The organism is Enterobacter cloacae complex sp. ECL414 (assembly GCF_021869685.1).
Classification (GTDB): Bacteria; Pseudomonadota; Gammaproteobacteria; order Enterobacterales; family Enterobacteriaceae; genus Enterobacter; species Enterobacter kobei.
Genome location: NZ_CP091481.1, coordinates 3,809,647 through 3,836,291, shown reverse-complemented (window position 1 = coordinate 3,836,291; position 26,645 = coordinate 3,809,647). Strand labels below are relative to the sequence as shown.

Annotated in this window: 21 protein-coding genes and 3 tRNA genes; 17 read left to right on the top strand and 7 right to left on the bottom strand. The window is 56.0% G+C overall.

Features of this window, described 5'->3' with window-relative positions; genetic code table 11:
- Nucleotides 1-11 precede the first annotated feature (11 nt).
- The 10 genes from lgt (at nt 12) to recD (ending at nt 15,486) form a co-directional block, all read left to right on the top strand.
- Nucleotides 12-887, top strand: coding sequence for a prolipoprotein diacylglyceryl transferase (lgt, locus tag L3068_RS18435; protein WP_014885082.1), 876 nt, complete (start codon nt 12-14; stop codon nt 885-887).
- Nucleotides 888-893: 6 nt separating this feature from the next.
- Nucleotides 894-1,688 carry a thymidylate synthase gene (thyA, locus tag L3068_RS18430; RefSeq protein WP_014885081.1) on the top strand — a complete coding sequence of 265 codons (795 nt, stop codon included), beginning with the start codon at nt 894-896 and terminating at the stop codon, nt 1,686-1,688.
- A gap of 184 nt (nt 1,689-1,872) precedes the next feature.
- The gene (locus L3068_RS18425) at nt 1,873-2,334 is read left to right on the top strand and encodes a prepilin peptidase-dependent protein (protein WP_045134120.1); all 462 of its coding nucleotides are present in this window, start codon (nt 1,873-1,875) and stop codon (nt 2,332-2,334) included.
- On the top strand, nt 2,328-2,888 hold the full coding sequence (locus L3068_RS18420; protein ID WP_117581025.1) for a prepilin peptidase-dependent protein: 561 nt from the start codon (nt 2,328-2,330) through the stop codon (nt 2,886-2,888). The genes L3068_RS18425 and L3068_RS18420 overlap by 7 nt, the downstream gene beginning before the upstream one ends.
- Nucleotides 2,885-3,286 (top strand): DUF2509 family protein, encoded by a 402-nt coding sequence (locus tag L3068_RS18415; protein ID WP_117581023.1) that lies wholly within the window; start codon nt 2,885-2,887, stop codon nt 3,284-3,286. The genes L3068_RS18420 and L3068_RS18415 overlap by 4 nt, the downstream gene beginning before the upstream one ends.
- Nucleotides 3,271-3,594 carry a prepilin-type N-terminal cleavage/methylation domain-containing protein gene (locus tag L3068_RS18410; protein ID WP_117581020.1) on the top strand — a complete coding sequence of 108 codons (324 nt, stop codon included), beginning with the start codon at nt 3,271-3,273 and terminating at the stop codon, nt 3,592-3,594. Before L3068_RS18415 ends, L3068_RS18410 begins: the two co-directional genes overlap by 16 nt.
- Before the next feature lie 12 nt (nt 3,595-3,606).
- The gene (recC, locus tag L3068_RS18405) at nt 3,607-6,981 is read left to right on the top strand and encodes an exodeoxyribonuclease V subunit gamma (RefSeq protein ID WP_117581018.1); all 3,375 of its coding nucleotides are present in this window, start codon (nt 3,607-3,609) and stop codon (nt 6,979-6,981) included.
- 266 nt (nt 6,982-7,247) lie between these two features.
- Nucleotides 7,248-10,130: a pitrilysin gene (gene ptrA / locus L3068_RS18400; RefSeq protein ID WP_117581016.1), complete on the top strand. Its 2,883-nt coding sequence runs from the start codon at nt 7,248-7,250 to the stop codon at nt 10,128-10,130.
- A complete protein-coding gene (gene recB / locus L3068_RS18395) occupies nt 10,127-13,669 on the top strand; it encodes an exodeoxyribonuclease V subunit beta (protein WP_117581014.1) in 3,543 nt (1,180 codons plus the stop codon). The genes ptrA and recB overlap by 4 nt, the downstream gene beginning before the upstream one ends.
- Nucleotides 13,666-15,486, top strand: a complete 1,821-nt coding sequence (gene recD / locus L3068_RS18390) for an exodeoxyribonuclease V subunit alpha (protein WP_047027303.1) — start codon at nt 13,666-13,668, stop codon at nt 15,484-15,486. Before recB ends, recD begins: the two co-directional genes overlap by 4 nt.
- A gap of 54 nt (nt 15,487-15,540) precedes the next feature.
- Here recD and argA read toward each other — a convergent pair whose 3' ends face one another.
- On the bottom strand, nt 15,541-16,872 hold the full coding sequence (argA, locus tag L3068_RS18385) for an amino-acid N-acetyltransferase (RefSeq protein ID WP_014885072.1): 1,332 nt from the start codon (nt 16,870-16,872) through the stop codon (nt 15,541-15,543).
- Between the two features lie 226 nt (nt 16,873-17,098).
- Here argA and amiC point away from each other — a divergent pair, with 226 nt between their 5' ends.
- Nucleotides 17,099-18,352: an N-acetylmuramoyl-L-alanine amidase AmiC gene (gene amiC / locus L3068_RS18380; protein ID WP_117581012.1), complete on the top strand. Its 1,254-nt coding sequence runs from the start codon at nt 17,099-17,101 to the stop codon at nt 18,350-18,352.
- Between the two features lie 89 nt (nt 18,353-18,441).
- Here amiC and L3068_RS18375 read toward each other — a convergent pair.
- The 3 genes from L3068_RS18375 to L3068_RS18365 form a co-directional block, all read right to left on the bottom strand.
- Nucleotides 18,442-18,518 (bottom strand) — tRNA-Met (locus L3068_RS18375).
- 44 nt (nt 18,519-18,562) lie between these two features.
- Nucleotides 18,563-18,639, bottom strand: a tRNA-Met gene (locus L3068_RS18370).
- 44 nt (nt 18,640-18,683) lie between these two features.
- Nucleotides 18,684-18,760 (bottom strand) — tRNA-Met (locus tag L3068_RS18365).
- 208 nt (nt 18,761-18,968) lie between these two features.
- On the opposite strand from L3068_RS18365, the gene mltA reads away from it, so the two are divergent.
- Both mltA and tcdA read left to right on the top strand, forming a co-directional pair.
- Nucleotides 18,969-20,066: a murein transglycosylase A gene (mltA, locus tag L3068_RS18360; protein ID WP_045269137.1), complete on the top strand. Its 1,098-nt coding sequence runs from the start codon at nt 18,969-18,971 to the stop codon at nt 20,064-20,066.
- Nucleotides 20,067-20,143: 77 nt separating this feature from the next.
- On the top strand, nt 20,144-20,950 hold the full coding sequence (gene tcdA, locus L3068_RS18355) for a tRNA cyclic N6-threonylcarbamoyladenosine(37) synthase TcdA (protein WP_006811804.1): 807 nt from the start codon (nt 20,144-20,146) through the stop codon (nt 20,948-20,950).
- On the opposite strand, the gene csdE is transcribed toward tcdA, so the two are convergent.
- Both csdE and csdA read right to left on the bottom strand, forming a co-directional pair.
- On the bottom strand, nt 20,941-21,387 hold the full coding sequence (gene csdE / locus L3068_RS18350) for a cysteine desulfurase sulfur acceptor subunit CsdE (RefSeq protein ID WP_014885068.1): 447 nt from the start codon (nt 21,385-21,387) through the stop codon (nt 20,941-20,943). The genes tcdA and csdE overlap by 10 nt on opposite strands.
- Nucleotides 21,387-22,592 (bottom strand): cysteine desulfurase CsdA, encoded by a 1,206-nt coding sequence (gene csdA / locus L3068_RS18345; protein ID WP_045134125.1) that lies wholly within the window; start codon nt 22,590-22,592, stop codon nt 21,387-21,389. Before csdA ends, csdE begins: the two co-directional genes overlap by 1 nt.
- A gap of 192 nt (nt 22,593-22,784) precedes the next feature.
- Between csdA and L3068_RS18340 the strand changes: the two genes are divergently transcribed.
- The 4 genes from L3068_RS18340 (at nt 22,785) to rlmM (ending at nt 25,807) form a co-directional block, all read left to right on the top strand.
- A complete protein-coding gene (locus L3068_RS18340) occupies nt 22,785-23,012 on the top strand; it encodes a YgdI/YgdR family lipoprotein (protein ID WP_008499648.1) in 228 nt (75 codons plus the stop codon).
- A gap of 349 nt (nt 23,013-23,361) precedes the next feature.
- Nucleotides 23,362-24,279 carry a glycine cleavage system transcriptional regulator GcvA gene (gene gcvA, locus L3068_RS18335; protein WP_014885066.1) on the top strand — a complete coding sequence of 306 codons (918 nt, stop codon included), beginning with the start codon at nt 23,362-23,364 and terminating at the stop codon, nt 24,277-24,279.
- A gap of 39 nt (nt 24,280-24,318) precedes the next feature.
- Entirely contained in the window at nt 24,319-24,714 is a 396-nt protein-coding gene (locus L3068_RS18330) for a DUF423 domain-containing protein (protein ID WP_014885065.1), read from the top strand.
- Nucleotides 24,707-25,807: a 23S rRNA (cytidine(2498)-2'-O)-methyltransferase RlmM gene (gene rlmM, locus L3068_RS18325; RefSeq protein ID WP_214602815.1), complete on the top strand. Its 1,101-nt coding sequence runs from the start codon at nt 24,707-24,709 to the stop codon at nt 25,805-25,807. The genes L3068_RS18330 and rlmM overlap by 8 nt, the downstream gene beginning before the upstream one ends.
- A gap of 60 nt (nt 25,808-25,867) precedes the next feature.
- Here rlmM and xni read toward each other — a convergent pair whose 3' ends face one another.
- A complete protein-coding gene (xni, locus tag L3068_RS18320; RefSeq protein WP_023337708.1) occupies nt 25,868-26,623 on the bottom strand; it encodes a flap endonuclease Xni in 756 nt (251 codons plus the stop codon).
- Nucleotides 26,624-26,645 lie beyond the last annotated feature (22 nt).

Sequence of the window (26,645 nt, the reverse complement as noted above, 5' to 3'; positions counted from 1 at the left end):
TGTGGTGACAGATGAACAGTGGTTATCTGCATTTTCCGGAATTTGATCCGGTTATTTTCTCAGTAGGACCTGTTTCGCTTCACTGGTACGGTTTGATGTACCTGGTGGGCTTCATTTTTGCCATGTGGCTTGCTGGTCGTCGCGCCAGCCGTCCTGGCAGCGGCTGGACCAAAAACGAAGTGGAAAACCTGCTGTACGCGGGCTTCCTCGGCGTGTTCCTCGGTGGCCGTATTGGGTATGTGCTGTTCTATAACCTCCCGGTATTCCTGAACGATCCCCTCTACCTGTTCCGCGTCTGGGACGGCGGCATGTCCTTCCACGGCGGCCTGATTGGGGTGATCCTGGTGATGGTGATTTTTGCCAAACGCACCAAACGCAACTTCTTCCAGGTATCAGATTTTATCGCACCACTGATCCCATTTGGGCTGGGGGCTGGCCGTCTGGGCAACTTTATCAACGGTGAGCTGTGGGGGCGTGTTGACCCGAGCGTCTCTTTCACCATGCTGTTCCCCGGCTCGCGTGCAGAAGACATGGCGTTGCTGCCGTCGCATCCAGAGTGGCAATCCATTTTCGATACCTACGGCGTGCTGCCGCGTCATATGTCCCAGCTTTATGAGCTGGCGCTGGAAGGCGTCGTGCTGTTCATCATCCTGAACCTGTTTATTCGCAAACCGCGCCCGATGGGGTCTGTCTCCGGCCTGTTCCTGATTGGCTACGGCGCGTTCCGCATCATTGTTGAATTCTTCCGCCAGCCGGATGCACAGTTCACCGGTGAATGGGTACAGTACATCAGCATGGGGCAGATCCTCTCCATTCCGATGATTGTCGCGGGTGCCATTATGATGATTTGGGCGTATCGTCGTCGTCCACAGCAACAACTTTCCTGAGGAACCATGAAACAGTATCTTGAATTGATGAAAAAAGTGCTCGATGAGGGCACGCCGAAAAACGACCGTACCGGCACCGGTACGCTCTCCATTTTTGGCCACCAGATGCGCTTCAATTTACAGGAAGGCTTCCCTCTGGTGACGACCAAGCGCTGCCATCTGCGCTCGATCATTCATGAACTGCTCTGGTTCCTGCAAGGCGATACCAACGTTGCGTATCTGCACGAAAACAACGTCTCCATCTGGGACGAATGGGCAGATGAAAACGGCAACCTGGGCCCGGTTTACGGCAAGCAGTGGCGCGCATGGCCAACGCCTGATGGCCGCCATATTGACCAGATCACCACCGTGATGAACCAGCTGAAAAACGATCCGGACTCGCGCCGAATCATTGTTTCCGCCTGGAACGTGGGCGAGCTGGACAAAATGGCGCTGGCTCCGTGCCACGCGTTCTTCCAGTTCTACGTCGCTGACGGAAAGCTCTCCTGCCAGCTCTACCAGCGTTCCTGTGACGTGTTCCTCGGCCTGCCGTTTAACATTGCCAGCTATGCGCTGTTAGTCCATATGATGGCGCAGCAGTGTGACCTGGAAGTGGGGGATTTTGTCTGGACCGGTGGGGACACCCATCTCTACAGCAACCATATGGAGCAGACCCATCTCCAGCTGACCCGCGAACCGCGCGCGCTGCCGAAGCTCATCATCAAGCGCAAACCGGCGTCAATCTTTGACTACCGCTTCGATGATTTTGAGATTGAGGGCTACGACCCGCACCCTGGCATCAAAGCGCCCGTCGCTATCTGATGCGGTAAAGCGTGACACAACCGGTGCTATTTAGCGCCGGTTTTTTTTCGTCTTTATCCCGTTTCCCGAGGCGTTATCCAGAAAGCGTGCAACGCGCTGCAACTCGCTTAATCCCCTGGATAACGCCTCGTAAAACGTTAATTCGCTGCTCGCCACTTTATCGGCGCATCGCCACACTCCCCGTATGAAAAAAGAGAACGGTTTTACGCTTATTGAAACGCTGGTGGCTGTGTCGCTGGTCGTCATTCTCAGTGCCTCAGGCCTGTACGGCTGGAGCAGTTGGCAGGGGCAGCAGCGGCTGTGGCAAACCGCCAGCCAGGTGCGCGACTACCTGGTGTTTCTGCGCAACCATGCCAACCGGTACAACCGCGAGCACCGCATTACCTTGCAGCAGGTGGGGGAAAGGGCATGCCTGGTGAGTTCTGCCGTAAAAGGCTGTGAGCAGGGCAGCCCCTTTGCACTGATTCCACTCTGGCCAGAAGTCGCGGTCAGCGAGGTAACGCCGTCACTCGGGTTCTATGGATTGAGGGATACGGCATGGGCAGGGCGGATAAGAGTGCAAAGCCGTGCAGGAGCGTGGCTGATTATTGTCTCAGATGGAGGGCGCATCAGGATGTGTCAGGTCTCGCAGGGGGGACAATGTTGAAGCGTCAGCAGGGATTTTCCCTTACTGAAGTTCTGATTGCTACGGCCATCAGCAGCCTGTTATTGATCGGCGCATCGCGCTTTTTACCCGGTTTGCAGCGAGCGGTGTTACTGCAATCCGACCAGCGAGAACAGGAAGAGGAGGTCTGGCAGAGACTGTTTTCCCTCGGCAAACAGCTCCAGCGGGCAGGCTACTGTGCGGGTAACTGCCCGGGACAAGGGTTGTTAACGGGCAGGCAAGGTAGCTGTGTCATTGTGCGATGGGATGCCAACAGTAACGGCAGCTGGGATAACAGTGCATCAGAAAACGACAGCACCGGTTTTCGTCTGGAGTCGGGTGCACTGGAAACCCTGCGTGGTGCAACCTCGTGTGAAGGCAAAGGATGGGAAAAGCTCACGGATCCGGACAGGCTGGTGATCACGCACTTTATGGTGAGTAAAGTTGAACACGCCAGGTTTGCGCCTGAGTTTACTATCGAACTGGCCGCTATCCGCAAGGGCGAGCAGGGGAAGCCTTATCAGGCGGTGTATACGGTCACGGGGTACAACTTGTGAACCGTCAACGTGGAATGTCTTCCCTTGCGCTGGTTCTGCTTTTACTGGTGCTTGGTACTCTGATCCTCACCGGTCTCAACCAGCAACTCACTACGTTTAGTGCGCTCGTTGGCGGAGAAAACCGTTCATTTCAGCAGCAGGCCGCGGTGCAATCTGCGCTTGAGTGGGGACGCGTTCAGCGTTGGTCATCGGAGCCTCTGGCGCAGTGCAAACAGGCATCAGCGTGGCGAGTGTGTTTACGGCGGCTGAGTGAGACGAGTGTGCTGCTGATTGCCGGAGGCAATGACCTGCTGCTCTGGCGCTCAGGAGAGATAATCGACGGTAAAATTCACTTTTCACCCCACGGCTGGAGTGATTTTTGTCCCCTTAAGGAGCGCGCGTTATGCCAGCTACCGTAAACAAAGAGAAAGGATTTAGCATGGTTGAGGTTCTGCTGGCGATGATGCTGCTGGTGATGATCGTAACCGCACTGGCCGGTTATCACAGGGCACTGGCGGCGCGGTTTACCCTGTTTAACCAGTACCGCCAGCTCTGGCATTATGCCTGGAACCAGGCTCAGCTCTCAACGACTGCGCTGCCCGCAGGCTGGCAGGTGAGTCGGGTGCAGACAACGTACTCAGGATGTGTCAGCATCACGGTTACACTTTTTTCGCCTCTGGGGCGGCGCGGTGAGATAACGCGTCTGCATTGCCCTGTTAGCCAGTAGTCGGGAGCGTCTATGTTAAGGGTCTACCACTCAAATCGTCTGGATGTGCTGGAAGCGCTGATGGAATTTATCGTTGAGCGCGAGCGGCTGGACGACCCTTTTGAGCCTGAAATGGTGCTGGTGCAAAGCACCGGTATGGCGCAGTGGCTGCAAATGTCGCTTTCCCGTAAATTTGGCATTGCCGCGAACATTGATTTTCCGCTGCCGGCGAGCTTTATCTGGGAAATGTTTGTTCGCGTATTGCCAGACATTCCCGAGCAGAGCGCCTTCAACAAGCAGAGCATGAGCTGGAAGCTGATGGCGCTGCTGCCGGAAATGCTGCAGCACGATGAATTCGCCATGCTGCGCCACTATCTCAATGACGATACCGATAAGCGCAAGCTGTTCCAGCTGGCGTCCCGTACCGCCGATCTCTACGACCAATATCTGGTTTACCGTGCTGACTGGTTAATTCGCTGGGAAGCGGGTGAGCGGGTTGAAGGGCTACCGGAGGCGCAAATCTGGCAGGCGCCGCTGTGGAAAGCGCTGGTTGAGCATACGGAGAAACTGGGCCAGCCTAAGTGGCACCGTGCCAATTTGTACGATCGGTTTATCTCGATACTCGAAAATGCGTCGGAGCGCCCGGCCCGTCTGCCGTCACGCGTCTTTATCTGTGGGATATCCGCATTACCCCCTGTCTATCTGAAGGCGCTGAATGCGCTGGGTAAACATATTGATATTCATATTTTGTTTACCAACCCCTGCCGGCACTATTGGGGGGATATCCTCGATGAACGCTGGCTTTCACGACTGGTAACCCGCCAAAGAAAGCGCCTTTTTGAAGAGCGATCCGTCCCTTTGTTTAAAGACGGCTCCACCGCCGCGCAGCTTTTCGATGAAGACGGTATTCAGAACCTGCCCAATCCGCTGCTTGCCTCATGGGGGAAGCTGGGACGTGATTACATTCACATGCTCTCTGATATCACTTCATCGGGTGAAGGCGATGTGGATGCTTTTGTCGAGATCGCCCCGGATAACCTGCTGCATAACATTCAGCTCGATATTCTTGATCTGGAAAACCGTGCCGTTATGGGTGTGACGGCGAAAGAGTTTGAACGCAGCGACAGCAAGCGGAATCTGGATGCTGACGATCGTAGTATCACGATCCATGTGTGCCATAGCCCGCAGCGTGAGGTCGAAGTGCTTCACGACCAGTTGCTGGCGATGCTGCAGGACGATCCCGAACTCACGCCGCGTGACATCGTGGTGATGGTGGCAGACATCGATAGCTACAGCCCCTTTATTCAGGCTGTTTTCGGCAGTGCGACAGGGGAGCGATACTTGCCTTACGCTATCTCTGACCGTCGCGCTCGTCAGTCGCATCCCGCCTTGCAGGCCTTTGTTACCCTGCTTTCACTGCCGGATAGCCGCTTCATCTCGGAAGATGTCCTGGCGTTACTGGATGTTCCCGTGCTGGCCGCACGCTTCAACATCAATGAGGAAGGGCTGCGCTACCTTCGCCAGTGGGTGAATGAATCTGGCGTGCGCTGGGGGATTGATGACGACAACGTCCAGGAGTTCGAGCTTCCTCCGACCGGGCAACATACCTGGCGGTTTGGCCTGACGCGTATGCTGCTGGGCTACGCCATGGAAAGCAGCCAGGGCGAGTGGAATGAGGTGCTGCCATACGATGAGTCCAGCGGTTTGATTGCTGAACTGGTGGGGCATTTAGCGTCTCTGCTGATGCAGCTTAACCGCTGGCGTCGTGAGTTAATGCAGCCGCGTCCGCTTGAAGAGTGGCTTCCGGTTTGCAGGGCGTTGCTCAATGATTTCTTCCTGCCAGACAGTGACACCGAAGCGGCGATGGCGCTCATTGAAACGCAGTGGCAGGCTATCGTCGACGAGGGCGTGAATTCCCACTATCACGAGGCGATTCCATTGTCGCTGCTGAGGGATGAATTGACGCAGCGTCTTGACCAGGAGCGAATCAGTCAGCGTTTCCTGGCGGGCCCAATCAATATCTGCACGCTGATGCCAATGCGTTCAATCCCCTTTAAGGTGGTCTGTTTGCTCGGCATGAATGACGGCGTTTATCCTCGCGCCCTGGCGCCGCTGGGGTTCGATTTAATGAGCGCAAATCCAAAGCGGGGTGACCGTAGTCGTCGTGATGATGACCGCTATCTTTTCCTCGAAGCGCTCATCTCTGCCCAGAGTAAGCTCTATATCAGCTATATCGGCCGCTCCATTCAGGATAACAGCGAGCGCTTCCCCTCCGTTCTGGTGCAGGAGTTAGTGGATTATATCGGCCAGAGCCACTATCTGGCGGGTGATGAAGCCCTTAACTGTGATGAAAGCGAACAGCGGGTCAAGGCGCATATCACCTGTGTCCACAGCCGTATGCCGTTTGACCCGATGAACTACGTTGTTAGCGAACAGCAGAGCTATGCCCGCGAGTGGCTACCGGCGGCGAAAAAGGAGGGGAGAGCACATACGGATTTCATTCAGACACTTGACCCGCTGCCCATTAACACCCTGACTTTTGAACAGCTTCAACGCTTTTGGGCGCATCCTGTTCGCGCCTTCTTCCAGCAACGATTGCAGGTCAACTTCCGTTCTGAAGAGAGCGAAATTCCGGATGCAGAGCCTTTTACGCTGGAAGGGCTGGAGCGCTATCAGTTAAATCTGCAACTGCTGAATGCACTGGTTGACGAGGAAGATGCTGACAAGCTTTATCGCCGCTATCGTGCGGCAGGGCAACTGCCTTACGGCGCGTTTGGGGAGATCGTCTGGGAGGCGCAATGCCAGGAGATGAACGCTCTGGCGGAGCGCGTAAGGGAGCACCGTCAGCCCGGACAAAGTCTTGAAATCGATCTCAGCTGCAATGGCATCCAGCTCACCGGCTGGCTCACTCAGGTTCAGCCTGATGGGCTGCTGCGCTGGCGGCCTTCACTGCTCAGCGTTTCACAAGGATTGCAACTCTGGCTGGAACATCTTGTCTACAGTGCGTTGGGCCACAAAGGCGAAAGCCGGATCTTCGTGCGCAAAGAGGGCGAGTGGCGCTTTCCGCCAATGGAGGCAGATCAGGCGTTTCGCTACCTCTCTTTGTACATTGAAGGCTATCTCCAGGGAATGAACAAACCCCTGCTGTTATTGCCTGAAAGTGGTGGTGCGTGGATAAAAGCCTGTTACGACGCACAGAATGATGCGATGTTAACGGATGAGGCTTCTCTGCAGAAAGCGCGCAGTAAATTTATGCAGGCCTATGAAGGGAACATGATGGTGCGCGGCGAGGGGGAAGATGTCTGGTATCAGCGCCTATGGCGCACGCTCGAACCAGAGTACTTTGAGGCTATCACGGAAGAGGCAAAGCGCTACCTGTTACCGTTGTTTAAATTTAATCAGTCCTGAGCGCTGTATAAAAATTGCGCAGTATGGGGTGTTCATTTATGATGCACTTCTTATCACGGACTGATGTACCCCCAATAAAGAGATGTTGGCGTGTCCAGCACGCAGTGTGTTAATGATGTTTACCCTAAATAATTCGAGTTGCAGGAAGGCGGCAAGGGCGTGAATCCCCCCGGAGCTTACATTAGTAAGTAACTGGGGTGAACGCACGTAGCCAACGCACATGCAACTTGAAGTATGACGGGGATAGCCGTGATAAAGAGGTCGTAATGCCAGGCAGCACCGTGTTCAAAGCGTTTGTTTTGTTTATCGCCCTTTGGGCTCCCTTCACTCAGGCAGACTCCGGTTGGCAACCCGTTCAGGACACTATCCGTAAGAGCGAAAAAGACACCCGGCAGTATCAGGCGATCCGGCTTGATAACGGCATGACCGTGCTGCTGGTTTCCGATCCGCAGGCGGTGAAATCCCTCTCGGCATTGGTCGTGCCGATTGGATCGCTGGAAGATCCTGAGGCTCATCCGGGGCTGGCGCATTACCTCGAACACATGACGTTAATGGGGTCAAAGAAGTATCCGCAGCCGGATAGCCTGTCCGAATTTCTAAAAATGCATGGCGGCAGCCACAATGCCAGCACGGCACCTTACCGCACGGCCTTTTATCTCGAAGTCGAAAATGACGCGCTGGACGGGGCGGTTGATCGTCTTGCGGATGCTATCGCCGCGCCGCTGCTGGATAAAAAATACGCCGATCGTGAACGCAATGCGGTGAATGCCGAACTGACGATGGCCCGTACCCGAGACGGTATGCGTATGGCGCAGGTCAGCGCTGAGACGATCAACCCGGCGCACCCGGGTGCACGCTTCTCGGGCGGCAATCTGGAGACGCTCAGCGATAAACCCGGCAGCCCGGTCATTGATGCTCTGCATGCGTTTCGCGACAAATACTACTCAGCCAACCTGATGAAGGCGGTTATTTACAGCAATAAACCACTGCCTGAACTGGCTGGTTTGGCGGCAAAAACGTTTGGCCGGGTGCCAAATAAAAATATCGACCTGCCCAAGATTGACGTGCCGGTTGTCACGGACGCGCAAAAAGGGATTGTCATCCACTATGTTCCTGCCATGCCCCGCAAAGTGCTGCGCGTTGAGTTCCGCATTGATAACAACACCGCACAGTTTCGCAGCAAAACCGACGAGCTGGTGACCTACCTGATTGGTAACCGCAGTCCGGGAACATTATCCGACTGGCTGCAAAAACAGGGGCTGGTGGAAGGGATTCGCGCCGATTCGGATCCTGTTGTAAACGGCAACAGCGGCGTGCTGGCAATTTCCGCTACCCTGACCGATAAAGGGCAGGCGAACCGTGATGAAGTGGTTGCCGCTATCTTCAGCTACCTCTCTTTGCTGCGTGAGAAAGGCGTCGATAAGCGCTATTTTGATGAACTCGCTCATGTGCTGGATCTCGATTTCCGTTACCCGTCCATCACCCGCGACATGGATTATGTGGAGTGGCTGGCGGATACCATGATCCGCGTGCCGGTGGAACACACTCTCGATGCGGTCAATATTGCCGATCGCTATGATGCGGCGGCGTTAAAAGCGCGCCTGGCGATGATGACCCCGCAAAATGCCCGTATCTGGTACATCAGCCCGAACGAACCGCATAACAAAACGGCCTACTTTGTCGATGCACCTTATCAGGTAGACAAGATCGGCGACCAGACCTTCGCTGCCTGGCAAAAGAAGGCTGGAGAGATTGCGTTGACGTTGCCGGAACTGAACCCTTACATTCCGGATGATTTTACGCTTATCAAAACCACTAAGGATTATCCGCACCCCCAGCTCATTGTCGATGAGCCGACGCTGCGCGTGGTGTATACCCCAAGCCGTTATTTCGCGAGCGAGCCAAAGGTGGATGTCAGCGTGGTGCTGCGTAATCCGAAAGCGATGAATAGTGCCAAAAATCAGGTGATGTTCGCGCTTAATGACTATCTCGCGGGTATCGCGCTCGATCAGCTTAGCAACCAGGCAGCCGTTGGCGGGATCAGCTTCTCCACCAATGCCAACAATGGTTTGATGCTGAATGCAAATGGCTATACCCAGCGTTTGCCTCAGCTGTTCCAGGCACTGCTGGAGGGCTATTTTAGCTATACGCCGACGGAAGAGCAGCTTGAGCAGGCCAAGTCCTGGTATGCGCAGATGATGGATTCTGCGGAAAAGGGCAAAGCCTACGATCAGGCGCTGATGCCAGCGCAAATGCTGTCGCAAATCCCGTATTTCCAGCGTGAAGAACGCCGGGCATTGCTGCCATCTATCTCATTAAAAGAGGTGCTGGCTTACCGTGATGCGCTGAAAACTAACACGCGTCCTGAGTTCCTTATCGTCGGTAACATGAGCGAGGATCAGGCTAAAACGCTGGCAGAGAATGTCCGCACTCAGCTGGGTTCGAAAGGCGACGAGTGGTGCCGTAACCAGGACGTGCTGGTTGAGAAAAAACAGAATGTGATTTTTGAAAAAGCGGGGAGCAGTACCGATTCCGCGCTGGCTGCAGTGTTTGTGCCCACGGGCTATGACGAATTCTCCGGGGCCGCACAGAGCGCGGTGCTGGGGCAGATTATTCAGCCGTGGTTCTATAACCAACTGCGCACGGAAGAGCAGCTTGGCTACGCGGTATTTGCTTTCTCGATGAACGTAGGCCGTCAGTGGGGGCTGGGCTTCCTGCTGCAAAGCAGCGATAAACAACCGGCCTATCTCTGGCAGCGCTATCAGGCCTTCTTCCCGCAGGTGGAAGCAAAGCTGCGGGCCATGAAGCCGGAAGAATTTGCCCAGATCCAGCAGGCCGTCATTGCGCAGGTGATGCAGCCGCCGCAGACGCTGGGCGAAGAGGCATCGCAGCTGAGCAAAGATTTTGATCGCGGTAATATGAAATTTGATTCGCGTGATAAAGTAGTGGCCGAGATAAAACAGCTGACGCCGCAGAAGGTTGCGGACTTCTTCCATCAGGCCGTGATTAAGCCGCAGGGCATCACCATTCTGTCTCAGGTTTCCGGTAGCCAGAACGGGAAAACGGAGTACGTGAACCCGCACGGCTGGAAAGTCTGGAAGAGCGTCAGCGCGCTGCAGCAATCAATGCCCTGGAGTAAGAAAGAATGACCGATACCGCTGAGTCCCTTGATCCCTTACGTTTACCTCTACAGGGTGAACGATTGATTGAAGCCTCAGCGGGAACGGGAAAAACGTTTACCATTGCCGCGCTCTATCTGCGCCTGCTGTTAGGGCTTGGCGGTAACGCTGCTTTTCCGCGCCCTTTGAGCGTTGAAGAGCTGTTGGTCGTGACCTTTACCGAGGCCGCCACCGCTGAGTTGCGCGGCCGTATTCGTACCAATATTCACGAACTGCGCATCGCCTGCCTGCGCCAGAGTACGGATAACCCTCTCTACGCGAGCCTTCTGGAAGAAATTGCTGATAAGCAGCAGGCCGCCCAGTGGCTGCTCCTTGCGGAACGACAGATGGACGAAGCGTCCGTCTTCACCATTCACGGGTTTTGCCAGCGCATGCTGAGCCTGAATGCGTTCGAATCCGGCATGCTGTTTGAACAACAACTCATTGAAGATGAATCCGTGCTGCGCTATCAGGCCTGTGCGGATTTCTGGCGTCGCCACTGCTACCCGTTACCGCGCGATATCGCCGAAGCGGTACATGCCTTGTGGAAAGGGCCAGAGGCACTGCTGCGCGCCATCGATCGTTATCTTCAGGGGGAAGCGCCGGTCATCAAATCGCCGCCGCCAGCGGATGAAACCCTGGCCTCACGCCATGAAAAAATCATCGCGCGAATCGCAGACATCAAGCAAAAATGGAATGAATCAGTCGGCGAGATTGAGGCGATCATCGAGAGTTCCGGGATTGACAGACGCAAGTTCAACCGTGGCAACCAGGGAAAATGGATCGAGAAGATCAGCGCATGGGCGAAGGAAGAGACGCGCGGTTATCAGCTTCCGGACGCGCTGGAGAAATTCTCACAGCGTTTCCTGGTTGAGCGGACCAAAGCCGACGGCATTGTGCCTGAACATCCCCTGTTTGTGGCAATTGAAACTCTGCTGGCGGAGCCCCTGACGCTTAACGATCTGATGATCACCCGTGCGATGACGGAAATTCGCGATGCCGTGGCGCGCGAAAAGCGCCGCCGGGGCGAGCTGGGGTTTGATGACATGCTGAGTCGCCTTGATGCGGCGTTGTGCAGCGAAAATGGCGAAGCGCTTGCAGAGGCGATTCGTACTCGCTTCCCGGTCGCAATGATTGACGAGTTTCAGGATACCGACCCTCAGCAGTACCGTATTTTCCGCCGTATCTGGCGCCATCAGCCCGGCACCGCACTGCTGTTAATCGGCGATCCGAAGCAGGCCATTTACGCTTTCCGCGGTGCGGATATTTTCACCTACATGAAGGCCCGCAGTGAGGTTGATGCGCACTATACGCTCGATACCAACTGGCGATCCTCTCCCGGCATGGTGGAAAGCGTTAACGCGCTGTTCAGCCGCATGGATATGGCGTTTATGTTCCGGGAAATCCCGTTTCTGCCGGTCAAATTTGCCCCGAAAAACGATTCGTTGCGCTTCGAATTCAACGGCGAGACGCAGCCCGCCATGCACTTCTGGCTGCTGGACGGCGAAGGCTGTGGCGTCGCCGACTATCAAAATGCCATGGCCCAGTACTGTGCGGCGCAAATAAGGGACTGGCTCAGCGCAGGCGCGCGTGGAGATGCGTTGCTATGGAAGGGCGATAAACCCGCGCCGGTAAAAGCATCCGATATCACGGTGCTGGTGCGAAGCCGCCAGGAGGCCGCGCTTATTCGCGACGCCCTGACGCTACTGAATATTCCGTCCGTCTATCTTTCCAACCGCGACAGCGTTTTTGAAACGCTGGAAGCCCAGGAGATGCTTTGGCTGCTGCAGGCCGTGCTGGCGCCAGAGCGTGAGAGTGCGCTGCGCAGTGCACTGGCGAGTGCGATGCTCGGGCTGAATGCGCGTGATATTGATGTGCTCAACAATGACGAAGCCGCGTGGGATGCCGTGGTAGAAGAGTTTGTTCGCTACCGCGAAAAATGGCAAAAGCGCGGCGTGATGGCGATGGTGCGCGAGCTCATGGCAGAGCGTCACATTGCGGAGAACATGCTCGCAACCGCGGGCGGCGAGCGCCGTCTGACCGATATTCTGCATATCAGCGAACTGCTGCAGGAAGCGGGGACACAGCTGGAGAGCGAGCATGCCCTGGTGCGCTGGCTGGCGCAGCAGATTGCCGACCCGAACAGTAATTCGTCCAGCCAGCAGATGCGCCTTGAGAGTGATAAACACCTGGTGCAAATCGTCACCATTCACAAATCGAAAGGCCTGGAATATCCGCTGGTCTGGCTGCCCTTTATCGCCAATTACCGCGTTCAGGATCAGGCTTTTTACCACGATCGCGAGTCGTTTGAAGCGGTACTCGATCTCAGCAACGCAGAGTCAAGCGTTGAGCTGGCCGAAGCCGAGCGTCTGGCAGAAGATCTGCGTCTGCTTTATGTGGCGCTGACCCGCTCGGTCTGGCACTGCAGCCTGGGCGTTGCGCCGCTGTTTCGTCGCCGGGGCGATAAGAGCGGCGAGAGTGATTTTCATCTGAGTGCGCTGGGAAGGCTTATCCAGCGAGGCGAACCCAAAGATGCTGCCGGTCTGCGCCAGTGCATCGAATCTCTTTGCTCAGAGCATGTTGCCCTGCATATTCCGTCTCAGCCCGACAACAGCCGCTGGCAGACGCCGGAACAGAGAACGTCAGAGCTGCATGCCCGCCAGGTTGCCCGCACGATTGCCGACGACTGGCGCGTTACCAGTTACTCCGGTTTACAGCAGCACGGGCAAAGCGTTGCTCAGGATTTGATGCCTAAACTGGACGTAGATGCCGCAGGCGCAGGAAGCGTGCCCGCTGAACCGGTGCTCACACCGCATCAGTTCCCGCGTGGGGCCTCGCCGGGCACGTTTTTACACAGCCTGTTTGAAGAGCTGGATTTTACCCAGCCGGTCTCTGAAGAATGGGTGCTGAAGATGCTCCAGAGCGGCGGCTACGACGCCCAATGGCAGCCGGTTCTCACCGACTGGCTCCGCGCTGTTTTGCACGCGCCGCTCACGACACAGGGGATTTCCCTCAGCCAGCTGACCGCCAAAGATAAACAGGTCGAAATGGAGTTTTATCTCCCCATCGCCAGCCCGCTCAGGGCCGACGCGCTTGACGCGTTGATCCGTGAGTACGATCCGTTATCCGCCGGGTGCCCACCGCTCAACTTCCGCCAGGTTCAGGGGATGTTAAAAGGGTTCATCGACCTGATTTTCCGCCACGAAGGGCGCTACTACCTGCTGGATTACAAATCGAACTGGCTGGGTGAGAACAGCGAAGCCTATACCCAACAGGCGATGGCCTCAGCGATGCAAATGCATCGCTACGACCTGCAGTATCAGCTCTATACCCTGGCGTTGCACCGGTACCTGCGCCATCGCATGGCCGATTACCGTTACGAAGACCATTTTGGCGGCGTTATTTACCTGTTCCTGCGCGGCGTGGATGCTAACGACCCGCAGTCGGGCGTTTTTAGCACCCGTCCGGATGCGGAGCTGATTGAAAAAATGGATAACCTGTTTGCTGCACGCACAGAGGAGGTGGCATGACGATGCAGGCGCTATTGCTGGAGGCGGTAGAACAACGATTATTGCGCCACCTGGACGTGCAGTTTGCCATGATGGTGGCGGGCGAGGAGCCAGCCGTTATGCTCGCTGCCGCCATTCTGAGTAAAGACGCAGGCGAGGGGCATGTGTGCCTTCCGCTGTCGCGTCTGGCTGTGGATGAGAAAATGCCTCCGGCGCTGCAGTCGTGTTTCGCACTGCTCGGTGAGGCAGTGGACTGGCAGGCGATATTACTCCGCTCGCCTGCCGTCAGCGCGACCGATACCGGGACGCCACTGATTTTGACCGGCGAGCGTTTGTATCTGAACCGACTCTGGCGTAACGAACTGACGGTGGCGCGCTTCTTCAGCGAGACCAACGCCCCGCTTCCCTGCGATGAAGCGCAGCTCCGGCAAGTGCTGGATACGCTGTTTACCTCTGACGACGCGACTGACTGGCAGAAAGTGGCGGCCGCCGTGGCGTTAACGCGGCGGATCTCGGTGATTTCGGGCGGCCCGGGCACCGGGAAAACAACGACGGTGGCAAAACTGCTTGCCGCGCTGATTCAGTTATCCGGTGAGCAAAAGTGTCGTATTCGTCTGGCGGCTCCCACCGGTAAAGCCGCGGCACGTCTGACGGAGTCATTAGGCGGTGCCCTGCAAAAATTGCCGCTCACAGGGGAACAGCTTGCGCTTTTTCCCAATGAAGCCAGCACGTTGCATCGGTTACTTGGCGCGCAGCCGGGTAGCCAGCGTCTGCGCTACCATGCCGGTAACCCGCTACACCTGGATGTGCTGGTGGTGGATGAAGCGTCGATGATTGACCTGACGATGATGTCGCGGCTGATCGATGCTTTGCCGCCTCATGCGCGGGTCATTTTCCTCGGCGACCGTGACCAGCTAGCGTCCGTGGAAGCCGGGGCCGTGCTGGGTGATATCTGCACCTATGCCAGTCTGGGTTATACCGCGGAACGCGCGGAGGAGTTGGCCCGCCTGACAGGGTGTTCCCTTGCGGCGGAACAGCACTCAATCGCGGGCGCGCTGCGCGACAGCTTGTGCCTGCTGCAAAAAAGCTACCGTTTCGGCAGCGACTCCGGCATCGGGCAGCTTGCGTCGGCGGTGAACCGGGGAGACCGGCACACGACCTGTGCGGTGTTTGACGGTACCTTTACCGACATTGAGAAAAAATCGCTGCAAAGTGGGGAAGAGTATCAGGCGATGCTGGATGATGCCCTGCTGGGGTATCAACATTTTCTTACCGGCGTACAACAGCAACGTCCGCCGGAGCAGGTGATTGCCGCGTTTGGCGAATATCAGTTGCTCTGCGCGTTGAGGGAGGGGCCGTTTGGCGTCAGCGGCCTGAATGACAGGCTGGAACAGCTGCTGGCGCAGAAACGTAAAATCAACCGTACCCTGCACTCGCGCTGGTATGAAGGACGCCCGGTGATGATTTCCCGCAACGACAGTGCGCTGGGGTTGTTTAATGGCGATATCGGCATTGCACTCGATCGCGGGCAGGGGTTGCGCGTCTGGTTCCAGATGCCGGATGGTAGCGTGAAGTCCTTCCAGCCCAGCCGTTTGCCCGAGCATGAAACTGCGTGGGCGATGACGGTGCATAAATCGCAGGGCTCTGAGTTTAACCATGCGGCGTTGATCCTGCCGACGCAGCTTTCACCTGTCGTTACCCGCGAGTTGATCTATACCGCCATCACGCGTGCGCGTCAGCGCCTGTCGCTGTATACCGATGAACGCGTGCTGATGCAGGCCATCGCCACCCGCACGGAACGCCGAAGCGGGCTGGGCGCAATCTTTGAGTCTCTCTGAATGGGGGACGAAATGCAGGCCGGGTAAGCGCAGCGCTTCCCGGCAAGTGGCGTATTATCCCAGGTCGGCCATCAGCACTTTTGAACGGCGCTGATAGTTGTACATCTCTTTCTTCGTTTCCGGCAGGGAATCGATATCCACCGGCGTGAACCCGCGTTCCTGGAACCAGTGAATGCTGCGCGTGGTCAGGACGAACAGCTTGCTCAATCCCATCTGGCGCGCCTGCGCCGCCACGCGCTCTAGCAGCATTTCTCCGCGAGAAGAGCTCCGGTAGTCAGGATGCACAGCCACACAGGCCATTTCACCGATCTTCTCTTCCGGGAACGGATAGAGCGCGGCGCAGGCAATGGTCAGGTTATCGCGCTGAATAATGGTGAATTTGTCGATCTCCATCTCCAGCTGTTCACGGGAACGACGCACCAGAATACCCTGCTGTTCCAGCGGGCGGATCAGTTCCAGAATACCGCCGATATCGTTGATGGTCGCGCGGCGTATCTGCTCCGCACTCTCCATGACAATCTGGGTGCCGATGCCATCCCGGGAGAAGAGCTCCTGCAGTAAGGCCCCGTCTTCCTGATAGCTGATCAGGTGGCTACGGCGCACGCCGCTACGGCAGGCCTTCACCGCACCACGCAGAAAACGCACGGTGCCGGAGTGGTAATCTCCTTCGGCCTCCAGCGCTTCCACGCGCGCCTGGGCTTCATTCGGGAAGAGTTCCGGCACAATCACCCCTTCATCGTTAACGACGCCCTGTGAGGAGCAAAACCCAATCATTTTTTCCGCCTTCAGCTTGATAGCCAGCTGGGTGGCAATCTCTTCTGACGTGAGGTTGAAGCTTTCGCCGGTCACGGATACCGCCACCGGGCCCATGAGCACGATGGCACCGCTGTCCAGCTGACGGTGAATGGCCTCTTCATCAATACGACGAATGCGACCGCTGTGGCAGTAATCCACGCCATCGTCCACGCCGAGGGGCTGGGCGATGATAAAGTTGCCGCTCACGACGTTGATATGCGCCCCCTGCAGCGGCGTGTTGTTCAGACTCATCGACAGGCGAGCCGTAATATCCAGCTGCAGCAGCCCCGCCGCCTGTTTCACCAGTTCCAGGGTTTTCGCATCTGTGACGCGGGTATGTTTGTGATAAATCGGCTCGTGGTGGTGAGCGGCCAGGTTGGCATCGATCTGCGGGCGCGCGCCGTAGACCACCACCAGGCGGATTCCGAGACTGTGCAGCAGGCCTATGTCATTGACAATGCTTGAAAAGTTTTCATGTTCAATGGCTTCGCCACCAAGCATGATGACAAACGTTTTTCCCCGGTGGGCGTTGATATAGGGAACAGAATGGCGGAATCCCTGGACCAGTTCGGTTCTACGTTCCTTCACCATGGCACAACCCTTAATGAATGTTTATTCGTAATTTCTGTATTTTTATTCGATTGTGGCCGCGTGTGCAAGTGCAAATTTTCTGCGACCCACAGAAATGAATAAGTAATCCGTGCGTTAGCAGCGAATTGTTTACCCTTTTATAGATGACAGTTTATGCGTCATTCGTTAAAGTTTTCGGTCAATCTGGACTTTTGTATATCAGTTCGTTTTCTTGCTCGGGAGAAGCATGTCGGGATCCAATTCAGCAATAAGCCGCCGCCGTTTGTTAAAAGGGGCCGGGGCAATGTGGTTGCTTAGCGTCAGCCAGGTCGGCCTTGCCGCCACGAGTCAGGTGGTGGCGGTGCGCGTCTGGCCGTCGTCGACGTACACGCGCGTGACGGTCGAATCCAATCGTGTGCTGAAATATAAGCAATTTGCCCTCAGCAATCCTGAACGTGTGGTAGTGGATCTCGAAGGCGTGAACCTTAACTCCGTGCTGAAGGGGATGGCGGCGCAGATCCGCGGTGACGATCCGTTTATTAAATCGGCGCGCGTCGGGCAGTTTGATCCGCAAACCGTGCGTATGGTGTTTGAGCTCAAACAGAACGTGAAGCCGCAGCTGTTCGCTCTCGCCCCTGTGGCGACGTTTAAAGAGCGTCTGGTAATTGATCTCTACCCAGCCAATGCAACGGATATTCAGGATCCGCTTCTGGCCCTGCTGGAGGATTACAACAAAGGCGATCTGCAACGTCAGGTTCCGCCTGCGCAAAGTGGTCCGCAGCCGGGCAAAGCGGGGCGCGATCGCCCGATTGTGATCATGCTCGATCCTGGCCACGGCGGCGAAGACTCCGGTGCGGTGGGGAAATATCATACGCGGGAGAAAGACGTGGTGCTGCAAATTGCCCGTCGTCTGAAGGCGTTGATTGATAAAGAGGGCAATATGCGCGCCTACATGACGCGCAATGAAGATGTCTTTATCCCGCTGAAAGTTCGCGTGGCAAAAGCGCAGAAGCAGCGCGCCGATCTCTTCGTCTCGATCCACGCAGATGCCTTTACCAGCCGTCAGCCGAGTGGATCGTCAGTGTTTGCGCTCTCAACCAAAGGCGCGACCAGTACCGCGGCGCGTTACCTGGCCGACACTCAGAACGCCTCGGATCTGATCGGTGGCGTGAGCAAAAGCGGTGACCGCTACGTCGACCACACGATGTTCGATATGGTGCAGTCCCTGACCATTAACGACAGCCTGAAGTTTGGTAAAGCGGTGCTGGGCAAGCTGGGTAACATCAATAAGCTGCATAAAAACAGCGTTGAACAGGCCGGGTTTGCGGTGCTTAAAGCGCCGGATATTCCCTCCATACTGGTCGAAACGGCGTTTATCAGTAACGTTGAAGAGGAGCGTAAGCTCAAGACGGCAAAATTCCAGCAGGAGGTGGCGGAGTCGATTCTGGCGGGGATTCGGGCGTATTTCTCAGACGGGGCGACGCTGGCGCGACGCGGATAGCGCATTCAGCCGGGTGAAACGCCCGGCACATTCACAAACGACAGATACAAAAAAACACCCTTCAGGGTGTTTATTGTTTTTAGAAGTGTTGGTTGCGGGGGCCGGATTTGAACCGACGACCTTCGGGTTATGAGCCCGACGAGCTACCAGGCTGCTCCACCCCGCGTCCGTCTTTCTACTCTTGTAGAAACTTACTTCTTCAAATTTGATTGGTTGCGGGGGCCGGATTTGAACCGACGACCTTCGGGTTATGAGCCCGACGAGCTACCAGGCTGCTCCACCCCGCGTCCGTCTTTCTACTGTCGTAGAAGATACTTCATCAAATTTTAATTGGTTGCGGGGGCCGGATTTGAACCGACGACCTTCGGGTTATGAGCCCGACGAGCTACCAGGCTGCTCCACCCCGCGTCCGTGGATGCGCACTATACTCGGATAGGTTTGTGATGCAACCCCTTTTTTACATAAATCATGATTTTGTATGCAAATTGAACGACATGGCGCTGTATGGACTATTTTTTGCGCAAAATTTGCCAAAGGGCATGCGAACGCATTTCATTAGCCCTGGCGGTTTGTTATCTTCATCACGCGGAAATGGGCAACTTAAAGACGAGATATAATGAAAGGACGTTGGGCGAAGTATCTGATGGCAGGCGCAATGGTAGCGATTCTTGCGGCCTGCTCTTCCAAACCGACCGATCGCGGTCAACAGTATAAAGACGGGAAGTTATCCCAGCCTTTCTCTTTAGTTAATCAGCCTGATGCTGTCGGTGCTCCGATCAACGCCGGCGATTTCTCCGAGCAGGTTTACCAGATCCGCAATGCGTCGCCGCGTCTGTATGGCACTCAGAGTAGCGTGTACAACGCGGTCCAGGACTGGCTGAAAGCAGGCGGTGATACACGTAACATGCGCCAGTTTGGTATTGACGCCTGGCAGATGGAAGGGGCGGATAACTACGGCAACGTCCAGTTCACAGGGTATTACACGCCCGTGATTCAGGCGCGACACACGCGCCAGGGTGAGTTCCAGTATCCTATCTACCGTATGCCGCCAAAACGCGGTCGTCTGCCTTCTCGTGCAGAGATCTACGCGGGTGCGCTGAGCGAAAACTACGTTCTGGCTTACAGCAACTCCCTGATGGATAACTTCATCATGGACGTTCAGGGCAGTGGCTACATCGATTTTGGCGACGGTTCGCCGCTTAACTTCTTCAGCTATTCCGGTAAAAACGGCCACGCCTATCGCAGTATTGGTAAGGTGCTGATCGACCGCGGTGAAGTGAAGAAGGAAGATATGTCGATGCAGGCGATCCGCGAGTGGGGCGAAAAGCACAGTGAAGCCGAGGTGCGTGAACTGCTGGAGCAGAACCCGTCGTTCGTCTTCTTTAAACCGCAAAACTTCGCGCCGGTGAAGGGGGCGAGTGCAGTTCCGCTGATTGGCCGCGCGTCGGTGGCATCGGATCGTTCTATTATTCCTGCGGGTACTACGCTGCTGGCGGAAGTCCCGCTGCTGGACAACAAGGGTAAATTCAACGGTCAGTATGAGCTGCGTCTGATGGTGGCGCTGGATGTGGGCGGGGCGATTAAAGGCCAGCACTTCGATATTTATCAGGGCATTGGTCCGGATGCTGGCCACCGTGCGGGCTGGTATAACCACTACGGACGCGTGTGGGTGCTGAAGGCCGCACCGGGTACCGGAAACGTATTCAGCGGTTGATTGTGGTATTCTGAGCGCAATACGGATTACTTGTTCAGGGTGAGGAAGAACCTCACCCTTTTTACATCTGAGGTTTTATGTCTGTGGTAATCAGCGATGCCTGGCGTCAGCGTTTTGGCGGCACGGCACGTCTCTATGGTGAAAAAGCCCTGCAGCTGTTTGCGGATGCGCATGTCTGCGTCGTGGGCATTGGTGGTGTGGGGTCGTGGGCGGCAGAGGCGCTGGCGAGAACCGGTATTGGCGCAATCACGCTGATTGATATGGATGACGTTTGCGTCACCAATACCAACCGTCAAATCCATGCCCTTCGTGATAACGTCGGCCTGGCGAAGTCTGAAGTGATGGCGGAACGCATTCGTCTCATTAACCCGGAATGTCGCGTGACGGTGATCGACGACTTTGTCACGGCAGATAACGTCGCGGAGTACATGAGCAAAGGCTATAGCTATGTGATTGACGCTATCGACAGCGTGCGTCCCAAAGCGGCGCTGATCGCCTACTGCCGTCGCTACAAGGTGCCACTGGTCACGACGGGCGGCGCGGGCGGGCAAATCGATCCGACGCAAATCCAGGTCGCCGACCTGGCGAAAACCATTCAGGATCCGCTGGCGGCAAAGCTGCGTGAACGCCTGAAAAGCGACTTTAACGTGGTGAAGAACAGCAAAGGCAAGCTGGGCGTTGACTGCGTGTTCTCGACCGAAGCGCTGGTCTATCCCCAGGCGGACGGGTCGGTCTGCGCAATGAAAAGTACGGCGGAAGGACCCAAACGTATGGATTGCGCCTCAGGGTTTGGGGCGGCCACCATGGTAACCGCTTCCTTTGGCTTTGTGGCGGTTTCTCACGCCCTGAAAAAGATGATGGCGAAGGCGGAACGTCAGGCCTGAGCCTGACGTGCTGCGTCCAGTACCGCGTCGCTGAGCGCGATCAGACCCTGACCGCGTGAGGCGCTGAGCTGCGCGCGCAGCCCGAGCTCATCGAAGAACATTAGCGGCGAATGTGCTAACAATTCTGCCGCGCTTTTCCCTTCCACTGCGGTTAACAGAACCGCCAGCAGTCCGCGCACGATACGGCCTTCGCTGTCGCCGAAGAAGTGAAGCTTCTCCCCGGATACGCTAAACCCGAGCCAGACGCGGTTCTCGCAGCCAGCGATCTCTTTCGCCTGCGCTTTAAGATCGTCTGAAAGCGTGGGGAGCTGCTTGCCCAGCAGGATCAGCTGACGATATTTGTCCTCCCACTGCGTGAGGGGAGCGAAGGTCTGTTTTAAGGTCTCTTCTGTGATGACCGTGCCGAACGGATGTCCGGCTAACGCTGCTTGAGTCATTAATCCACCAGTATTTCAAGGGCGCGGTCAACGGCGCTAATCAGTGCCTCGACATCGCTTTGAGTATTATACGGCGCAAACGAGGCGCGCAGGGTGCCGCTCACGCCGAGCGCTGCCAGAAGCGGCTGGGCGCAGTGCTGTCCTGCCCGCAGGGCAATGCCGTACCCGGCCAGCAGCGTCACCATGTCGCTATGATGAACGCCTGCGAAATCAAAGGCGAGCAGGCTCGAGTCTTGTACGCGGAACGAGCGGAAACCGGGGCGTTTTTTAAGTTCTTCTTCTGCCAGCGTCGCAAGGCCGCGGCTCCAGCTCTCCGCCTGAACAATGTCTGTTTCAGTCAGCCACTCCAGCGCAGCGCTTAAGCCAATCACGCCCGCCACGTTTGGCGTACCGGCTTCCAGACGATAAGGTACATCCTGCGTTTTGAAGCCGTCGAATGTCACCTCGGTAATCATTTTGCCGCCCCCGAGCCACGGCGTCATTTGCGCCAGCCGTTCCGGCTTGCCGTAGAGTGCGCCAATGCCGGTTGGCCCGTAGAGCTTATGTCCGGAGAAGGCATAGAAGTCGATATCAAGCGCCTGCACATCAGCCGGGAAATGCACTACCCCCTGCGCCCCGTCGACCATCACCACCATACCGCTGGCATGGGCAATCTCAATAGCGCGGGCCAGATCCGGGCAGCCACCGGTGACGTTGGACATCTGCCCCAACGCCAGGATGCGGCTGCGTGGGGTAATCAGCTCGGGCAAACGTGCCACATCAGGCAGGAAGTCTGCACCCAACGGAAGTTTGACAATCTGCGCCCCCGTTTGCTCGGCCACCATCAGCCACGGCACCAGGTTAGCGTGGTGTTCCGCCTCGCTGACGATGATTTCATCTCCTGCCTGCAGCCGTGGGCGGGCATAGCACTGAGCCACCATGTTAATGGCTTCGGTCGTGCCGCGCGTCCAGACGATACTTTTTCCGCTTTCAGCATTGATCAGGCGTGCAACCTGATCGCGTGCGGCTTCGTAGCGCGCGGTTAAGCGCTGCGCTTCGGCAAACTGACTGCGATGCACGTTCCCGGCGCTCAGGCTGTAGAACTGCTGCGTCGCGTCAATCACCGCCTGGGGCTTCAAAGCGGTGGCGGCGCTATCAAGGTAAACACCGGCATCGGCCAGCGCCGGGAACTGTGCGCGAAACTGCGCAGGACTGAAAGCGTTCATGGGACTCCTCATATCAATAACGCGATCGTCGCGCAATTTCAGCGGCAGGGCAAGGAGGTTGATATCTATCAGATTCGTCTGCTTATCCTGGCGACCTCGTAAAAGCAGGTTATGCTAAATAGTGTTAGGCGGATGTTTTAGCCTGTTATAAATCGAGGTTTGAATAGCATTAATTGCTAAAGGAGAATAATCATGAATAAGACAGCTGCAATCATTTCTGCCTGTGCGTTTACTTTTGCCCTGAGCGCCTGTTCTGGTAACAACTACGTGATGCATACCAACGATGGTCGTTCCATCGTTTCGGAAGGGAAACCGACAACCGATAACGATACCGGGATGATTTCGTATAAAGATGCGAACGGGAACAAGCAGCAGATCAACCGCACGGACGTGAAAGAGATGAAAGAGATCGAGCATTAACCGATCGCAGGCGAAAAAAAAGCACCGCAAGTTGGCGGTGCTACATTAATCACTATGGACAGACAGGGTAAATGTACAGGAAGTGAAAAATTGGTAGCGTTGCTACCGTGGTCTGAATCGCAGACCAATTGCAAACACAACAACACAACATCACAACCGTAAGCCAAAAGCCCTTCAGAACACGCATTCCGAAAAAAGCTCTTCGTTCCGGCTCAGGAAGTGCCGCCACTATAGGTATTTGCTGGTAGTTCCTCAACGGACAAATTATAATGGCTCAGATAAAAAAAACTAATAGGTTAAACGTTGTTTCCTATTTGTTAAATTCAGTTAACATCTAAGCCAGATAACCATGTCAAAGCGATTGCCACCCCTTAATGCATTACGCGTTTTTGATGCAGCAGCACGTCACCTCAGCTTCACCCGTGCGGCAGATGAGCTTTTTGTGACACAGGCCGCAGTAAGTCACCAAATCAAGTCTCTGGAGGATTTCCTGGGCCTTAAGCTATTTCGTCGACGCAATCGTTCATTGCTGTTGACTGAAGAGGGGCAGAGCTATTTTCAGGATATTAAAGAGATTTTTTCCCAGCTCACGGAAGCCACGCGCAAGCTGCAGGCCCGCAGTGCAAAAGGTGCCCTGACTGTCAGTTTATTGCCCAGTTTTGCCATTCAGTGGCTGGTGCCAAGACTCTCAAGCTTTAACTCAGCTTATCCGGGGATCGACGTTCGAATCCAGGCGGTGGATCGTCAGGAAGACAAGCTGGCCGATGATGTGGATGTCGCCATTTTTTACGGTCGAGGTAACTGGCCGGGCTTGCGTGTCGAGAAATTATACGCAGAATATCTGCTGCCGGTCTGCTCGCCTCTGCTGTTAACGGGCGATAAAGCGCTGAAGACCCCCGCTGACCTGGCGCAGCATACGCTTTTACATGATGCCTCTCGCCGCGACTGGCAAACGTATACCCGTCAATTAGGTCTAAGTCATATAAACGTGCAGCAGGGGCCCATTTTTAGCCACAGTGCGATGGTGCTACAGGCTGCCATTCACGGGCAGGGCGTGGCGTTGGCTAACAACGTGATGGCGCAGTCCGAAATTGAGGCAGGCCGTCTGGTTTGCCCATTTAATGACGTACTGGTCAGCAAAAATGCATTTTATCTGGTTTGTCATGACAGTCAGGCAGAACTGGGTAAAATAGCCGCCTTCCGGCAGTGGATACTGGCAAAGGCGGCAAGCGAGCAAGAGAAATTCCGCTTCAGGTATGAACAATAACGTTTGTGTGCCGGGCACGCATTAATTCAGGACTTAAACATGACCAGCCGATTCATGCTTATTTTTGCCGCGGTGAGTGGCTTTATTTTTGTTGCACTGGGCGCCTTTGGCGCACATGTATTGAGCAAGTCGTTGGGTGCTGTCGAGATGGGCTGGATCCAGACCGGCCTTGAATACCAGGCGTTCCATACGCTGGCTATTTTCGGACTGGCGGTGGCGATGCAGCGTCGGATCAGCATCTGGTTTTACTGGAGCAGCGTTTTTCTGGCGCTGGGTACTGTGCTGTTCAGCGGCAGCCTCTACTGTCTGGCACTTTCACATCTGCGCCTGTGGGCGTTTGTTACACCCGTCGGCGGCGTCAGCTTCCTGGTGGGGTGGGTATTAATGTTTATCGGAGCTATCCGTCTGAAACGCAAGGGCGTTGTTCATGAATAAAGTTGTTTTATATTGTCGCCCGGGGTTTGAGAAAGAGTGCGCCGCGGAAATTACCGATAAAGCGGCGAAGCGCGACGTCTTCGGCTTTGCCCGCGTGAAAGAGAATGCGGGCTATGTGGTCTTTGAATGCTATCAGCCCGAAGATGCGGATAAGCTGGCGCGCGAACTGCCGTTTAGCTCGTTGATCTTCGCTCGTCAGATGTTTGTGGCGGGTGAGCTGTTGAAAGACCTTCCCCCGGAAGACCGCATCACGCCAATTGTCGGCATGCTGCAGGGCGTAGTGGAGAAGGGCGGCGATCTGCGCGTGGAAGTGGCGGATACTAACGAAAGTAAAGAGCTGATGAAGTTCTGCCGCAAATTTACCGTGCCGCTGCGCGCGGCGCTGCGTGATGCGGGCGTGCTGACGAACTACGAAACGCCGAAGCGTCCGGTAGTACACATCTTCTTTATCGCTCCGGGCTGCTGTTATGCCGGCTATTCGTATACCAACAATAATTCGCCATTCTATATGGGGATCCCGCGTCTGAAGTTCCCGTCGGATGCACCGAGCCGCTCAACCCTGAAGCTGGAAGAGGCCTTCCACGTCTTTATCCCGGCCGATGAGTTGGACGAGCGTCTGGCTAACGGTATGTATGCCGTCGATCTTGGCGCGTGCCCGGGCGGCTGGACCTATCAGCTGGTGAAACGCAATATGTGGGTATCGTCTGTTGATAACGGCCCAATGGCGCAAAGCCTGATGGACACCGGGCAGGTAACCTGGCTGCGTGAAGACGGTTTCCGCTATCGTCCGACCCGTAACAACATCTCCTGGATGGTGTGCGACATGGTTGAGAAGCCAGCAAAAGTGGCCGCGCTGATGGCCTCCTGGCTGGTGAACGGCTGGTGCCGCGAGACCATTTTCAACCTCAAGCTGCCGATGAAAAAGCGCTACGAGGAGGTCTCTCAGAACCTGGCCTACATCCAGGCGCAACTGGATGAGCACGGTATTAACGTGGAGATCCAGGCGCGTCAGCTGTATCACGATCGCGAAGAGGTGACGGTACATATTCGTCGCTGGTGGGCGGCCGTAGGCGGGCGTCGCGACGAGCGATAGCGCGCGCTTTGTTTTGCCCGGTGGCGCTGTGCTTGCCGGGCCAACAAAACCGTGAACCGTTTAACGCTCTAACCGCAACTGCTGCAAATTCCCGTCCAGCTGTAAATCCGTCTGTAACGTCGCCACATCCCGACATATAAACGCCATCTCTTTGTGCGCCTCCAGCTTTTTGCGCCATTTTTCCGGCACGTCATCCAGCCTGGCGTATATCCCCTCCAGACTCTGAAAATCTGTCAGCAGCTGGGCGGCGCTCTTCGGCCCGATACCCGCGACCCCCGGTACCTTCGAGCTGCTAATCCCCGCCAGTCCCCAGTAGTCAGGCAGTTGATCTGGTGAGACGCCAAACTCGCTGGCAATAAATGGCGCGTCCAGCCAGCGTTTCTGGAAGTAATCGCGGATGCGGATGGTGGGAGAGAGAAGCTGGCAGTAGCCTTTATCCGTTGAAACGATAGTGGCCTGATGTCCGGCACTCGCTACCTTGACCGCAAGCGTCGCGGCCAGATCGTCAGCTTCGTTGCCGTGTGCGCCCCAGCAGGGAACGCCGCGTTGTTCAAAGGCCGCGCGAATAACGGGCATTTCGGCATGCAGGTCGTCCGGCATCGGCGCGCGTCCGGCCTTGTAGTCAGGGAGACGCTGGTGTCGCCAGCCGCTGTTCCGCGCTTCGTCATCAAACACCGCTACTGCATGGGTAGGTTCGCTATGGCGAATAAGCTGCTCCAGCGCGTGCAGGCAAGTGTCCTTACAGGGCGTGCCCTGTACCGCATGGATACGGCGAATCAGGTTGAGCGCGTCGACGATAAGTAAATGAACAGCCACAGATAATCTCCCTTAAAGCTAA